The organism is Rhodanobacter sp. L36 (genome assembly GCF_009765755.1).
In the GTDB taxonomy this organism is placed as follows: Bacteria; Pseudomonadota; Gammaproteobacteria; order Xanthomonadales; family Rhodanobacteraceae; genus Rhodanobacter.
In genome coordinates this window covers 1,107,557-1,120,759 of sequence record NZ_LMUV01000011.1, presented here as the reverse complement: position 1 = coordinate 1,120,759, position 13,203 = coordinate 1,107,557, and the positions used below count along the sequence as shown (strand labels likewise).

General features: G+C 62.3%; 16 protein-coding genes. 13 read left to right on the top strand and 3 right to left on the bottom strand.

Annotated features, from left to right (window positions below):
• Positions 1–44 precede the first annotated feature (44 nt).
• Together GSQ73_RS14805 and GSQ73_RS14800 are read right to left on the bottom strand one after the other, a co-directional pair.
• Complete coding sequence (locus GSQ73_RS14805) at positions 45–614, bottom strand: phosphatase PAP2 family protein (protein ID WP_158885323.1); 570 nt, start codon at positions 612–614, stop codon at positions 45–47.
• On the bottom strand, positions 583–1,743 hold the full coding sequence (locus GSQ73_RS14800) for a glycosyltransferase family 1 protein (protein WP_158886503.1): 1,161 nt from the start codon (positions 1,741–1,743) through the stop codon (positions 583–585). The genes GSQ73_RS14805 and GSQ73_RS14800 overlap by 32 nt, the downstream gene beginning before the upstream one ends.
• A 523-nt stretch (positions 1,744–2,266) precedes the next feature.
• On the opposite strand from GSQ73_RS14800, the gene GSQ73_RS14795 reads away from it, so the two are divergent.
• A complete protein-coding gene (locus GSQ73_RS14795) occupies positions 2,267–2,701 on the top strand; it encodes a DUF4399 domain-containing protein (RefSeq protein WP_158885321.1) in 435 nt (144 codons plus the stop codon).
• Positions 2,702–2,720: 19 nt separating this feature from the next.
• On the opposite strand, the gene GSQ73_RS14790 is transcribed toward GSQ73_RS14795, so the two are convergent.
• Positions 2,721–3,539: a transporter gene (locus GSQ73_RS14790; RefSeq protein ID WP_158885319.1), complete on the bottom strand. Its 819-nt coding sequence runs from the start codon at positions 3,537–3,539 to the stop codon at positions 2,721–2,723.
• A 31-nt stretch (positions 3,540–3,570) separates the two neighbouring features.
• Between GSQ73_RS14790 and gltX the strand changes: the two genes are divergently transcribed.
• The 12 genes from gltX to hisH all read left to right on the top strand — a co-directional run bounded on the left by gltX (position 3,571) and on the right by hisH (position 13,201).
• Positions 3,571–4,971, top strand: a complete 1,401-nt coding sequence (gene gltX, locus GSQ73_RS14785) for a glutamate--tRNA ligase (RefSeq protein WP_158885317.1) — start codon at positions 3,571–3,573, stop codon at positions 4,969–4,971.
• A gap of 33 nt (positions 4,972–5,004) precedes the next feature.
• The gene (locus GSQ73_RS14780; RefSeq protein WP_158885315.1) at positions 5,005–5,283 is read left to right on the top strand and encodes a hypothetical protein; all 279 of its coding nucleotides are present in this window, start codon (positions 5,005–5,007) and stop codon (positions 5,281–5,283) included.
• Positions 5,284–5,302: 19 nt separating this feature from the next.
• A complete protein-coding gene (locus GSQ73_RS14775; protein ID WP_158885313.1) occupies positions 5,303–5,815 on the top strand; it encodes a transcriptional repressor in 513 nt (170 codons plus the stop codon).
• A 100-nt stretch (positions 5,816–5,915) separates the two neighbouring features.
• Entirely contained in the window at positions 5,916–6,356 is a 441-nt protein-coding gene (locus tag GSQ73_RS14770) for a MerC domain-containing protein (RefSeq protein WP_158885311.1), read from the top strand.
• A 58-nt stretch (positions 6,357–6,414) separates the two neighbouring features.
• Positions 6,415–7,368: a cation diffusion facilitator family transporter gene (locus tag GSQ73_RS14765; protein WP_158885309.1), complete on the top strand. Its 954-nt coding sequence runs from the start codon at positions 6,415–6,417 to the stop codon at positions 7,366–7,368.
• A 66-nt stretch (positions 7,369–7,434) separates the two neighbouring features.
• Positions 7,435–7,596 (top strand): 30S ribosomal protein THX, encoded by a 162-nt coding sequence (locus GSQ73_RS14760; RefSeq protein ID WP_158885307.1) that lies wholly within the window; start codon positions 7,435–7,437, stop codon positions 7,594–7,596.
• 318 nt (positions 7,597–7,914) lie between these two features.
• Complete coding sequence (locus GSQ73_RS14755; protein WP_158885305.1) at positions 7,915–8,253, top strand: YerC/YecD family TrpR-related protein; 339 nt, start codon at positions 7,915–7,917, stop codon at positions 8,251–8,253.
• The gene (gene hisG, locus GSQ73_RS14750; RefSeq protein ID WP_158885303.1) at positions 8,250–9,143 is read left to right on the top strand and encodes an ATP phosphoribosyltransferase; all 894 of its coding nucleotides are present in this window, start codon (positions 8,250–8,252) and stop codon (positions 9,141–9,143) included. Before GSQ73_RS14755 ends, hisG begins: the two co-directional genes overlap by 4 nt.
• Positions 9,140–10,492 carry a histidinol dehydrogenase gene (hisD, locus tag GSQ73_RS14745; RefSeq protein WP_158885301.1) on the top strand — a complete coding sequence of 451 codons (1,353 nt, stop codon included), beginning with the start codon at positions 9,140–9,142 and terminating at the stop codon, positions 10,490–10,492. Before hisG ends, hisD begins: the two co-directional genes overlap by 4 nt.
• The gene (hisC, locus tag GSQ73_RS14740; protein WP_158885299.1) at positions 10,489–11,550 is read left to right on the top strand and encodes a histidinol-phosphate transaminase; all 1,062 of its coding nucleotides are present in this window, start codon (positions 10,489–10,491) and stop codon (positions 11,548–11,550) included. Before hisD ends, hisC begins: the two co-directional genes overlap by 4 nt.
• Positions 11,547–12,611, top strand: coding sequence for a bifunctional histidinol-phosphatase/imidazoleglycerol-phosphate dehydratase HisB (gene hisB / locus GSQ73_RS14735; RefSeq protein ID WP_158885297.1), 1,065 nt, complete (start codon positions 11,547–11,549; stop codon positions 12,609–12,611). The genes hisC and hisB overlap by 4 nt, the downstream gene beginning before the upstream one ends.
• Positions 12,611–13,201: an imidazole glycerol phosphate synthase subunit HisH gene (gene hisH / locus GSQ73_RS14730; protein ID WP_158885295.1), complete on the top strand. Its 591-nt coding sequence runs from the start codon at positions 12,611–12,613 to the stop codon at positions 13,199–13,201. The genes hisB and hisH overlap by 1 nt, the downstream gene beginning before the upstream one ends.
• Positions 13,202–13,203: the final 2 nt, after the last annotated feature.

The following is a 13,203-nucleotide window of genomic DNA, read 5'->3' as shown; positions in this document are numbered from 1 at the left end:
CGCAAGAACTGTCCAGCCAGAATCCGAACCGCTGCAACGTTGGATCAGATGATCCGCGTCGCCAGCGGTATCAGGCAGGCCGAGCCGCCGCCGAGGATGCTGCCGATCAGCATCGCCGCCAGTACATCGCTGGGATAGTGCAGGCCGAGGATCACGCGCGAGGCGGCGACCAGTGTGGTGAAACCGATCAGCAACGCTGCGAGCGGCGGGTACCAGGCGATCGCCACGATGCTGAAGCTCACTGCCTGCAAGGTGTGGCCGGAGGGAAAGCTGAATTCGTCCAGCGGTGGGATGTGCGCGATCACGCCGGGGCAGACGCGATACGGTCGCGGCCGGCGCGTCCATCGCTTCAGCACACGATAGAGCATGAGCGCAGTGAGTCCGGTGAGTGCCATCTGCGTGGCGGCAATAGCGCCGTGCTGTCCGCCCACCAGCGCAAGCACAGCCATCAAGGCGTACCAGAAAATGCCGTCGCCAAGTCGGCTGATCGCGCTGAAGAACAACCCCACCGCGCGTCGCGCGCCCCAGCGGTTGGCGGCCACGCAGACGCGACGATCGAGCGCGAAACGCGGCGCCGATATGTCAGGCGTGGGCAACGTCGGCAACATGCTCATGCAGATTCTCCTCGGCCATTTCGCGCAACAGCGATTCGAAATCACGGATGACGGCATCGGGCGACAGCCCGGCGACGCCGACATGTGCGGCACGCCCCATGTGACGGATCAGCCCCGGGTTGCTCGCCAGTTTCACGGTCGCGGCGGTGAAAGCGGCTGCGTCTCCCGAGGCGATGGCATAGCCGTTGACGCCGTCGGTCAGATGTTCGCGCGCCGCGCCTTCGGTATAGGCGACCACCGGCAACCCTGCGGCCAGCGCTTCGAGGATCACGTTGCCGAAGGTTTCGCTCAAGCTCGGGAAGGGAAACACATCCGCGCTGGCGAAGTGTCGCGCCAGTGCTTCGCCACGCTGCACGCCGGCGAAGATGAAATCGGGGTTCGCCGCTTGCAGCGCCTGGCATGCGGGGCCGTCGCCAACCCACACGTAGCGCGCATGCGGCACTTGCTGCTGTACGGCGCGAAAAGTCTGCACGGCGAGGTCGAGGTTTTTCTCTGGCGCCACGCGCCCCACGTACAACATCACCGGCGTCGTCGCGTCGACACCCCACGACGCGCGCAGCGCTTCATCGCGATGGCGCGGATGAAAAAGTTTGGTATCCACGGCGCGGCGCAGCAGGCGTGCATTGGTGACACCCATGTCGAGCAACTCCTTCGCCAGCGCATCGGTCGGCACCAGCGTCGCCGCCGTGCGCCGATGGAAACGTGTCAGATAACCGCGTACCAGCGGGGTCAGGAAACCCACGCCGTAGTGATTCGCGTAGCTGTCGAAGCGCGTATGAAAGCCGCCACTGACCGGAATGCCCAGTCGCACGGCAGCGCGCACTGCCGACCATCCCAACGGCCCTTCGGTGGCGACGTAGATCGCATCGGGCCGTTGCTGCTGCCAGTGCTGGCGCAGCGTGCGACCGGCCGGCAGCCCGAAGCGCAAGCCCGGGTAGCGCGGCAAACCGCCGCCCCGAACAAGCAGCGCTTCGATGCCCGGCTCGTCGACGTGCGGCTGCGGTTGACGCGGTCTGACCAGGTCGATGCGATGGCCGCGGGCGGCGAGGCCGGCGGCGAGACTGTGCACGGTGAGTGCGACGCCGTTGATTTCCGGTGGATAGGTTTCGCTGACGATGCCGATGCGCATGACCTTACCTGTGCTGGCTTGGCCCAGCTTGGTCACTACGCGTTTCGGTGACGTGGCGCGCGCATGACGTTGCGGTGACGCGGGGCGCAGTTGCGCATGCCGATGGTGAATCTATCCGCCCCTTTGACGCGCCGGGAGGACTCAGGCGTGAACCCCTCGATACTCATCGATGAGGCAAAAACACTCACCCATGAGGCTCGCTCACTCATCGACAAGCCTTTTTGCTTCGTCGACGAGGCAAAAAGAGTCATGCGTGGGGCTCCCGATACTCAACGATGGGGCAAAAAGGCTCACGGATGAGGCTCGCTCACCTCACCGACGGGTCTTTTTGCTTCATCGACGAGGCAAAAAGAGTGATGCGTGAGGCTCTCGATACTCATCGGTGAGGCAGAACTACTCACGCATGAGGCTCACTCACCTCATCGACGAGTCTTTTTGCTTCATCGCCGAGCCGCACGACCTCGCCGCCGAATCTCATCGGTCGCGGCCCTACACTGGTTGTTCTGACCACTGGGAGATACCGATGAAGAAGCTGTTGCTGGCCGTTGCGTTGTCCGGGCTGAGCTTTTCGGCGATGGCCGCCGATGCGTCGGCCTTGCCGGTGACCAAGGCGGCTGCCGATGCCGCGGTCTACATCATTTCCCCGAAGGACGGCGCTACCGTCGGCACGCAGGTGGTCGTGCGTTTCGGTCTCAAAGGCATGGGCGTGGCGCCTGCCGGCGTCGCCAAGGAGCACACCGGCCACCATCACCTGCTGGTGGATGTGAAGGAGTTGCCTGCTGCGGGCCAGCCGATTCCGAAGGACGACAACCACCTGCATTTCGGTGGTGGACAGACCGAGACGACGCTGACGCTGAAGCCCGGCACGCACACGCTGCAACTGGAACTCGGCGATGCCAATCACATCCCGTTCGATCCGGCGGTGGTGTCGAAGAAGATCACCATCCACGTCAAGTAACGCGCACGGTCGCCGCCGGTTAGCGCCCGAAATAGACCGACACGCCGAGATTAGTTTGCCACTCGGAGGCGTTGCCGCTCAGGCGGTGATCGAGGCCGGCGTCGAGCTGTACGCGCGGGCTGGCCATCCAGGTCAGCCCGCCACCGGCCACCGTGCCGTGGCCCTGATCGGGTGAATGCAGCAACGCGGTTTCGACATAGGCGACAAGCGTTTTGCTCAGCGTGACGTTGTCGCTGAAGGCCACGGTGGTGCTGTCGGTGTGGCCGGCGCGAACATCTTCGAGATACGCGCCGAGAGAATGGCGCTCGCTGGCCTGCCAGTTGAATTGCGCGCCCAGCAGATACTGGCGTTGATCGTTGCGGAAATCCTTCGCGCCGTCGGTGAACTCGACGTTGCCCAGCAAACCCCAGCTGAAATCCTTGTTGGACGAGGGCAGCGCGAGCTTGAGCCCGAGGTTGCTGCTGCCGCGTCCGCTGCTGCGGTGGTTCACGCCAGCGCCGCTCTGACGAAGCGAATTCCACGGCGTACTTCCAAGCTGCAATTCGAGCGGGCCGCCGATGCCGATGCGCAACAGGCTGTCCGCGGCGTAGAGCGAGCTGCTGACGCCGCCATCGTGATCGCGACTCCAGTCCGGCAGGCCTTGCTCGAAGGTGACGTCGCCGGCCGCCAGCACGGCAGGCGCGAAGCCATAACCGGGTCGGTCATAACCGGGGTTGTCGGCCAGCACCGGGCAGGCGACGAAGGCGCACGCGAGCGCCAGCGTTGCGCGGGCCACACGATGTCGATGCGTGTGTGGCAGGTGAGGCCGGTAAGCGACCCGGTATCGGCTAAAATCCATGACTTCGCTCCGCGCTTTCGAAAATATTCCAATGACTGTCCGCACCCGTTTCGCTCCCAGCCCCACCGGTTTCCTGCATATCGGCGGCGCGCGTACCGCGTTGTATTGCTGGCTGGAGTCGCGTCGTCGCGGCGGCGAATTTCTGCTGCGCATCGAGGATACCGATCGCGAACGTTCCACGGACGTTGCCGTGCAGGCGATTCTCGATGCGATGCAGTGGCTCGGCCTCGAAGCCGATCATGCACCGGTGTACCAGACGCACCGGCTGGAGCGCTACAGGAAAGTGGCCGATCAACTCGTTGCCGCCGGCAAGGCGTACTACGCGTACGAGAGCAAGGACGAGATCGAGGCGATGCGCGAGGCCGCGATGGCGAACGGCGAAAAGCCGCGCTACAACGGCTATTACCGCGACCGCAACGAGCCGCTGCGCGATGATCCGAACCGGGTGATCCGATTCCGCAACCCGAGCGAAGGTTCGGTGGTGTTCGACGACAAGGTGAAGGGTCGCATCGAATGGGCGAACGCCGAGCTGGACGATCTGGTGATCTTCCGCTCCGACGGCTGGCCGACGTACAACTTCGCCGTGGTCGTCGACGACATCGACATGGGCATCACCGAGGTGATTCGCGGCGACGACCACGTCAACAACACGCCGAGACAGATCAACATCTATCACGCGCTCGGCGGTACCGTGCCGGAGTTCGCGCACCTGCCGATGATCCTCGACAAGGAAGGCAAGAAGCTTTCCAAGCGCACCAGCGCGGTGAGCGTGATGGAGTATCGCGACGACGGATTCCTCCCGCATGCGCTGCTCAATTATCTCGTGCGGCTGGGTTGGTCGCATGGTGATCAGGAGATTTTTTCGCGCGACGAAATGATCGCGCTGTTCGATGTCGCCGACGTCAACAAGGCCGCCTCGCGCTTCGATACCGAGAAGCTCGCATGGCTCAACCAGCACTATCTGAAGACCGACGATCCGCAAGTCCTGGCGCCGGAACTCGTCTGGCATCTCGCGCGTGCCGGCGCGGATGTCACCGCAGGACCTGCACCTGCCGAAGTGATCGTTGCACTGCGTGATCGCGTGCACACGCTGAAGGAAATGGCCGAGCGCGCGATGATCTGGTATGCGCCGATTGTCGACTGGGACGATAAAGCGGTTGCCAAGCATCTGAAGAACGACAGCGCCGCTGGCGTGCTGGAAACGGCGAAGGCGCTTCTCGCCGGATGCGAGTGGAATCCTGAGCCGATCCATCAGGTGATAGAGCAGGTCGCGACGAAACTCGAGCTGGGCATGGGCAAGATCGCGCAGCCGCTTCGCGTGGCGATGACCGGTACGCAGGTGTCGCCGTCGATCGATCACACGATTTATCTCGCCGGTCGTACCGAGGCGCTGCGACGCATCGATGCAGCCATCGAGATCGCGTCGGCGTAATGGTGTCTTCACTGGAAAGTTGCCGGCGTCGCGATGGATGAGTTGCTCGCCAAGGCGGGTGCGGGCGTTGATCCCGATGCGCCGGGAGCGTTCTGGCACATCTTTTTCAACGTGTTGAATTCGCTGCCCTGGGCAGCCATGTTCTGGTGGACGCTGATCTTCATGGTCGTCGGCGCCGCCATCGGCTGGTGGCGTGGCCGATGGGTGGAAGGCGTGGTGTGGGCCGCCGTGCTCGGGCCGATCGGCTGGATCGTGGTGATCGCAAGACCCAAGGCTGTGCCGCGCAAGAAACCGCCGCCGCTGCCGCTGTGACCGGACCGTCACGAGCGCCATGTATGATTTGCAACGAGGTGAAATCGTGAGCCAGGACGCAGTCAACCATTCGCACGCACATCCCACGCATCATCACGATGCGAAAGGTTTCGTGCGCGCCGTGGAGCATGCGAGCGAGGAGCGCGGCCTTCGGCTTACGCCGTTGCGCAAGGAGGTTCTGGAGTTGATCGCCGCTTCGCGCAAGCCGATCAAGGCCTACGATTTGCTGGACCTGTTGCGCGAAAGACACGGCAACGCCGCGCCGCCGACGGTTTATCGCGCGCTGGATTTCCTGCTCGACAACGGCTTCATCCACAAGCTCGAGTCAATCAACTCGTATGTGTCCTGCCATCACCCGGCGGAGGCGCATCAGGTGCCGTTCCTGATCTGCGACAGCTGCTCCAGCGCCGAGGAAGTCTGCGACGACCGCGTGGCCGACCTGATCGAGGCGCAGGCGAAAGCGCTGGGCTTCAAGCCGCAGGCGCAGACGCTGGAAGTCCACGGTACCTGCAAGAACTGCCGCAAGGCTTGAGCGCTCTCCAGGCTCGAGGCGGCAGTGGTGTTCAAAGTTGTTATAATGTAACATTACGTTGAAGCCGAAACCGTCATCCTCGACGGTGCAAGAGCAGACGATGGATGCCGAGTCCGAACCGTTGAGCAAAACCCGCTGGTGGCGAATCGCCGACCGCGTCGGTGCGACGGCGTCGTTTCTGTGTGCGATCCACTGCGCGTTGCTCCCGTTCGTGATTGCGCTGCTGCCGTTCGTTGGCCTTGAATTTCTGGCCGATCATCGTTTCGAACGTGGCTTCGTGCTGTGTGCGTGTGCGCTGGCACTGCTTGCGCTGGTACGCGGCTATCGTCGCCATCAAGGTTCGCTGCCGTTGCTGTTGGCGGCGCCAGGCCTCGCGTTGTTGCTTCTCGGCGTGACGTATGCCGAGAACTACTCGATCATCCTGCACAGCGTGCTGGTGACCTGCGGCGGACTACTGGTGGCCTCGGCGCATTTCGTGAACCTGCGTGCGGATCGTCGTTATGGTCATGGTCATGTACACGGTCCGCAATGCGCGCATTGAGCGCCGTTGCCGGTCGTGGTGATTGTGTAACGGCGCTGGCCATTCCTAGCATGCGTCGATGAATACCCAACACGCCCACCATCACGATCATCCGCATGTGCATTCGGCGACCGAGGCGCATGGCTCGCACGGACATCGTGGCCGCAAGCTGCTTTTCGCCTTTGCATTGACCGTCTTAACCATGGTGGCCGAGGCTGTCGGCGGCGTGTGGTCCGGCTCGCTTGCGCTGCTGGCCGATGCGGGTCACATGATGGTCGATGCGTTGGCGCTGTTGCTGGCTTTCGTAGGCGCCTGGATGGCGACGCGGCCGGCCGATGCGCGACGCAGTTACGGCTATGGACGCATGGAAGTGCTGGTCGGCTTCGTCAACGCGCTGAGCCAGTTCGTGCTGGTCGGCTGGATCATCTACGAGGCGGTCGTGCGCCTGCTGCATCCGGGGCCGATTCTTTCCGGCGTGATGCTGGTCGTGGCGATCGGCGGCCTGCTGGTGAATACGCTGCTGCTGCGCACGCTGCACGGCCACGCCCACGACGACGTGAACATGGCCGGTGCAAGCCTGCATGTACTTGGCGATCTATTGGGTTCGGTCGCGGCGGTGCTCGCGGCGCTGGCGATCCGCTGGTTCGGCTGGCTGTGGGCTGATCCGCTGCTTTCCTTGCTGGTCTCGCTGCTGATCCTCGCCAGCGCGTGGCGGCTGCTGCGGTTGTCCGCGCACATCCTGCTGGAAGGTGTGCCCGATGGCATGGACAGCGAAGTCGTGGAGGTCTCGCTGCGCGACGCGGACGCGTCGATCCGCAACATCCACCACCTTCACGTCTGGCAGCTCGCCTCCGGCTCGCGCATGGCGACCTTGCACGCCGAACTTTACGAGCACGCGGATGCCGCCAAGGCGCTGCTTTCGATCAAGCAGATGTTGCTGGAGCGCTTCGAGATCCAGCACGTCACCGTACAGATCGACCCGGGCGACTGCCTCGACCAAGGCGAGGACTGCGCCGGCCATGGCCACCCCTGACTAGGTGCCCCGGGTCGGCGCTGCTATGATCATCGGCCGTACATCCAAACTATCTGAGGAGTTTCCATGGGCAAGGGCGATCGCAAGACCCGTCGTGGCAAGACCTATCGCGGCAGCTACGGCAACACCCGTGCGCATTCGGTGTCGCCGGCTGTGGTGGGCGCCAAGCAGACCGTGACCAAGCCGGCCGCAGCCAAGAAGGCCGCGCCGAAGAAGAAATCGGCCTGAGCTTTCGAAGCCGGATCCGAACAAGACCCCGCCACGGCGGGGTTTTTTTTGCGTGCGATTTTTAAATTGCTGCGTTCGCTTTGCGGATTGCGCGCGACTCCGCGAGGCAGTTCATGCCGCGCCCTGATGTTTTGAACACGACTGATTTCTGCATCTTGACGGTTACGTCGAGGTCAGCGGTGAGCGGTAAATAAGTTTCTTGTCGACGGCAACGGTGCATCTCGAAAAATCGATACGTCATCACTCGATTCGCGCAGGATTGCCGTCACGCACCAGCTCATGTAGCATCCATGTATCGTATTAACGCGTTAGTACACTATGAAACGTCGATCGCTCGATCCTGAAACGCCGGTCGAATCCGCAGAACAGAGTCTTTACGAGGCTTTGCTGTCGTTGAAAAACGTCGACGAGATGGGCGCATTCCTCGGTGATCTGTGCACGCCGGCCGAACTGGAAGTGCTGGTGGATCGTTGGCGCGTCGTGCCCTACCTGCTGGAAGGCGTCTCTTACCGTGAAATCCATGAACGTACCGCAGTGAGCATCACCACCATCGGTCGCGTGGCGAGATACCTCAACCAGGGTAACGGCGGCTATCTCGCCGCTGCGGCACGCGCGGCCAGACGGCAATCGATGGCAGCCAGGAAGGCCAGGGCATGAAGACACGTGATCGTTTGCGCATCGCCATGCAGAAGTCCGGCCGGCTCACCGAGCCTGCACTGGAACTGCTCAACCGCTGCGGCCTGAGTTTTCGCCAGAGCCGCGACAAACTGTTCTGTTTCGGCGAGGGCGAGCCAGTCGATTTGCTGCTTGTGCGCGACGACGATATTCCCGGCCTGATCTCGCAAGGCGTATGCGATCTCGGCATCGTTGGACGCAATGTGCTGGGCGAATTCCAGCTCACCGCAGGCCGCGATACCGCGCCTATCAGCGAATTGCGACCACTCGGCTTCGGTCGTTGCCGGCTCTCGATCGCCGTGCCACAGGAGCTGGAATATCTCTCGCCGCAGCAGTTGGAAGGCCAACGTATCGCGACGTCTTATCCGGGCCTGCTCGGCGAATGGCTGCGCCTGCATGGCATCAATGCTGGCGTGGTGACGTTGAACGGATCGGTGGAAATCGCCCCGAAGCTCGGCACCGCGGATGCGATCTGCGATCTCGTGCAGAGCGGCGGAACGCTGGTCGCGAATCAGTTGCGCGAGACCGACGTGTTGCTCGAAAGCGAAGCCGTGCTCGCGGGTCCATCGACTCTCCCCGTGGACGAGCGTGGCGACATGCTGGAGCTGCTGCTCAAGCGGCTGGATGGCGTCATCCAGGTGCGTGAATCGCGCCTGCTGCTGCTGCAGACATCGCGCTTCCATCTGGATGCTGTCACGCGCCTGTTGCCCGGTGGTCCGCAACCCACGCTGTTGCCCGTAGCGGGTCAGCCTGATCAATTCATGTTGCAGGCGCTGTGCGCCGGCGAGGTGAGCTGGCGGCAGCTGGAGGAAATCAAGAAAGCCGGTGCGCGCGAAATGTTCGTGCTGCCAGTGGAGAAAATGCTGGCATGAATCGCCTCGACTGGAATCTGCTGGACGAGGACGGCCGTCGCCAAGCGCTTTCGCGACCGGCGCAGTCGCGCTCCCAAACGTTGCGGGATCGGGTCGAGCAAATCATCGCTGCGGTAAGAGACAACGGCGATCAGGCTTTGCTGGAACTCACCGCAACCTACGACCACTGCAAACTCGATACGATCGAGGTAAGCGAAGCCGAGTTCGCGGCGGCGGAGGTGGCGCTTGATCCAGCTTTGAAAGCGGCCATCCAGGAAGCGGCGGGCCGCATCGAAACGTTCCATCGCGTCGCGGCGCCTCAGGCTGTCGCCGTCGATACCGCGCCCGGCGTGCGTGTCGAGCGGATGCTGCGGCCGATCAGTCGCGTTGGACTTTATGTGCCGGCCGGCACGGCGCCGTTGCCATCGACCGCTTTGATGCTGGGGATTCCTGCCAGCATCGCGGGATGTCCGCAGATCGTGCTGTGCTCGCCTGCGCGCGCCGATGGCCTTTGCGATGAAGCCGTGCTTTACGCGGCGCGCGTCACCGGTGTGCACAGAGTGTTCAAAGTGGGCGGTGCGCAGGCCATCGCTGCGATGTCCTATGGCACGGCATCGATTCCGAAATGCGACAAGATTTTCGGACCGGGCAACGCCTGGGTCACTGAAGCGAAGCTGCAGGTGTCGAGCGATCCGGAAGGCGCGGCGATCGACATGCCTGCCGGGCCATCCGAAGTTCTGGTGATCGCGGATGCTGAAGCGAGCGCCGTATTCGTCGCAGCGGATCTGCTTTCGCAGGCGGAACACGGAGCGGACTCGCAGGTGATCCTGCTCGGTTCCTCCAACGAACTACTTGATCGTGTCGAGGCGGAAGTCGCGCGCCAGTGCAGCGAATTGCCTCGCAGGGATATCGCGGCACAGGCGCTGGATCACAGTCGCCTGATCGCGGTCGAGTCGCTTGAGCAGGCGATTGAAGTCAGCAATCGTTACGCACCCGAGCATCTGATTCTGCAAGTCGATAACCCGCGTTCCCTGCTTGATGGTATCGAAAGCGCGGGTTCGATTTTTCTTGGCGCCTGGACGCCCGAGTCGGTGGGCGACTATTGCAGCGGCAGCAACCACGTATTGCCGACTTATGGCTATGCACGCAGTTACAGCGGTGTATCGGTCGCGAGTTATCAAAAGCAGATCACGGTGCAGGAAGTCAGTCCCGAAGGGCTGCGAAACATCGGCCCGTGCACTCTCACCCTGGCGCAAGCCGAACAACTGGAGGCGCATCGACGCGCGGTGACGTTGCGATTGGCGGCACTCGATCGAATCGACATGGAGCGAAACATCATGGAACAGACAGGCGTGGAGCACCGGGCATGAGCGTACTGGATATCGCAAGAGAGGAAATTCGCACGATGCAGCCGTATTCCTCGGCGCGCATGGAGGCCAGTGGCGGGCAGATTTTTCTCAACGCAAATGAATCGGCGTGGCCGCCGACCGGCGACATGGGGCAGGGTCGCAATCGCTATCCCGATCCGCAACCAGAGGAACTGCTGACGGCATTGGCCGAGCTCTATGGCGTGCGTCAGGAACAGCTGCTTGTAACGCGTGGCAGTGACGAAGCGATTGATCTGCTGGTGCGTGCGTTCTGTCGCGCAGGAAGGGATGCGATCCTGATTCAGCCGCCGACCTTCGGAATGTATTCGGTGTGCGCGCGAATCCAGGATGCAAAAGTCGTCGACGTGCCGCTGGCCGCGAATTTCACGCTGGATGTGGATGCCGTCCTGGCTGCGTGGACGCCCGCCGTGAAACTGGTGTTTGTCTGCACGCCGAATAATCCGACCGGCCAGGTGATCACGCGTGCGCAACTCGAAAAACTGGCTCTTGCGCTGCGCGACCGCGCCTTGTTGGTCGTTGACGAAGCCTACGTTGAATTCTGCGATGGCGGCAGCGTGACGGATCTGATCGAAGGACATGAAAACCTCGCGGTGCTGCGCACGTTGTCCAAGGCCTGGGCGCTGGCCGGCGCGCGCATCGGTAGCCTGCTGGCCAACGCCGGCGTCATCGACATGCTTCGCCGGATATTGCCGCCTTACCCGCTGCCTTCGCCTTGCGTGGATGCCGCATTGATGGCGCTGTCCGGCTGGGGCCAGGCGAACGCGCGCGAACGCATCGCGACCGTGTGCGAGCAACGCGCGCAAATCGGTGCGCAACTTGCGGCGCTTCCGGGTGTTCGTGCGGTGCTTCCTTCGCAGGCGAATTTTCTTGCAGTGCGTTTCGATGATGCGGGCACGGTATACAAGTGTTTGCTGGCCGCCGGGATCGTGGTGCGCGACATCAGCCGGTACCCGGGATTGGGCGATGCATTACGCATCACAGTCGGCATGCCGCAGGAGAACGCTCGCGTGCTGGCCGTTTTGCAGGGAGCTTTCGCATGAGCCGCAAGATACTTTTCATCGATCGCGACGGCTGCCTGATCGAGGAACCCGCCGATCAGCAGATCGACAGCTACGAAAAACTGAATTTGCTGCCGGGCGTCATCAGCGCTCTGCAACGTTTCGGCGATGCCGGTTATGAGCTGGTGATGGTGACGAATCAGGATGGCCTGGGCACGGATAGCTTCCCCGAGCCGCAGTTCAACGGTCCGCACCAACTTCTGCTGCGCATCCTCGCATCGCAAGACATTCGTTTCCGTGAGGTCTTGATCGACCGGAGTTTTGCGCACCAGCAACTCGACACGCGCAAGCCAGGCATCGGCATGGCGCGTCACTATTTGTCCGATGATGGCTGGAGCAGGGCGGCGTCGGCGATGGTGGGTGATCGCGAAACGGATATGCAATTCGCAGCCAACATCGGCGTGCGCGGATACCGCGTCGGTGCACAGGGCACGTCGTGGAGCAATATCGCCCATGAAATACTCGATGCGCCACGCACAGCGACGATTCGGCGCGATACCAAGGAGACGCGTATCTCGGTTCACGTCGATCTTGATCGCGTGGCAGAGCCGCAGATCCAAACCGGCCTTGGTTTCTTCGACCACATGCTCGAACAGCTTGGCAAGCATGGTGGTTTTGCATTGCAGCTGGAGTGCGAAGGCGACCTGCATACCGACGAACATCACACGATCGAGGATTGCGCGCTCGTGCTCGGTCAGGCGTTGCGTCAGGCGCTCGGCGACAAGCGTGGCATCAGTCGCTACGGTTTCACCGTGCCGATGGACGAGTCGCTGGCAACGGCAACGCTGGATTTGTCCGGACGTCCATACTTCGTCTTCGAAGGCAGCTTCCCACGCGAACGCGTCGGCGAGATTGCCACCGAACTCGTGCCACATTTTTTTCGCTCGCTGTGCGAAACACTCGGCGCGAATCTGCATCTTTCAGTGCAAGGCGACAACGCGCATCACATGGTGGAAGGCTGCTTCAAGGTGGTCGCGCGCGTATTGCGTCAGGCGATGCGACGCGAGGGGAACGAGCTGCCGAGCACGAAAGGGACGCTCTGATGGCGGTAGTTCTTGTCGATGCAGGCGGCACCAATATCGGCTCGGTACGTTACGCGCTTCAGCGTCTTGGTGTGGATGCGGCGTTGACTTCGGACGGCCAAACCATCCGTGCTGCGGACAAGGTCATTCTCCCGGGCGTTGGCGCCGCTGGCCCGGGCATGGCGCGGCTGCGTGAACTGGGTCTGGTCGAACTGATGCGCTCGTTGACACAACCGATACTTGGTGTCTGCCTTGGCATGCAGCTGTTGTGCGATTGGTCGGAGGAAGGCGATACGCCATGCCTCGGCGTGATTCCCTCAAAGGTACGACGCTTCACCAAAGTACCGAGTCTGCGCGTGCCACACATGGGCTGGAATTCATTGAACAAGCTGCAGGCTCATCCGCTGCTGAAAAATCTTGATGACGGTGACCAGGCATATTTCGTGCACAGCTACGCCGTGCCCGTGTGCGAGTTCAGCCTCGCCACAGCCGACCAAGGCGTCGCTTTCTCCGCCGTGATCGCACGCAGCAATTTTCACGGCATGCAATTTCATCCCGAACGTTCGGCCGCGGTTGGCGCGAAGCTTCTGCTGAATTTTCTCGAACTATGAAA

Coding starts and splice junctions, on each gene's coding strand:
- GSQ73_RS14805 (WP_158885323.1), bottom strand. CDS start 614: ATGAGCATGTTGCCGACGTTGCCCACGCCTGACATATCGGCGCCGCGT.
- GSQ73_RS14800 (WP_158886503.1), bottom strand. CDS start 1,743: ATGCGCATCGGCATCGTCAGCGAAACCTATCCACCGGAAATCAACGGC.
- GSQ73_RS14795 (WP_158885321.1), top strand. CDS start 2,267: ATGAAGAAGCTGTTGCTGGCCGTTGCGTTGTCCGGGCTGAGCTTTTCG.
- GSQ73_RS14790 (WP_158885319.1), bottom strand. CDS start 3,539: ATGGATTTTAGCCGATACCGGGTCGCTTACCGGCCTCACCTGCCACAC.
- gltX (WP_158885317.1), top strand. CDS start 3,571: ATGACTGTCCGCACCCGTTTCGCTCCCAGCCCCACCGGTTTCCTGCAT.
- GSQ73_RS14780 (WP_158885315.1), top strand. CDS start 5,005: ATGGATGAGTTGCTCGCCAAGGCGGGTGCGGGCGTTGATCCCGATGCG.
- GSQ73_RS14775 (WP_158885313.1), top strand. CDS start 5,303: ATGTATGATTTGCAACGAGGTGAAATCGTGAGCCAGGACGCAGTCAAC.
- GSQ73_RS14770 (WP_158885311.1), top strand. CDS start 5,916: ATGGATGCCGAGTCCGAACCGTTGAGCAAAACCCGCTGGTGGCGAATC.
- GSQ73_RS14765 (WP_158885309.1), top strand. CDS start 6,415: ATGAATACCCAACACGCCCACCATCACGATCATCCGCATGTGCATTCG.
- GSQ73_RS14760 (WP_158885307.1), top strand. CDS start 7,435: ATGGGCAAGGGCGATCGCAAGACCCGTCGTGGCAAGACCTATCGCGGC.
- GSQ73_RS14755 (WP_158885305.1), top strand. CDS start 7,915: ATGAAACGTCGATCGCTCGATCCTGAAACGCCGGTCGAATCCGCAGAA.
- hisG (WP_158885303.1), top strand. CDS start 8,250: ATGAAGACACGTGATCGTTTGCGCATCGCCATGCAGAAGTCCGGCCGG.
- hisD (WP_158885301.1), top strand. CDS start 9,140: ATGAATCGCCTCGACTGGAATCTGCTGGACGAGGACGGCCGTCGCCAA.
- hisC (WP_158885299.1), top strand. CDS start 10,489: ATGAGCGTACTGGATATCGCAAGAGAGGAAATTCGCACGATGCAGCCG.
- hisB (WP_158885297.1), top strand. CDS start 11,547: ATGAGCCGCAAGATACTTTTCATCGATCGCGACGGCTGCCTGATCGAG.
- hisH (WP_158885295.1), top strand. CDS start 12,611: ATGGCGGTAGTTCTTGTCGATGCAGGCGGCACCAATATCGGCTCGGTA.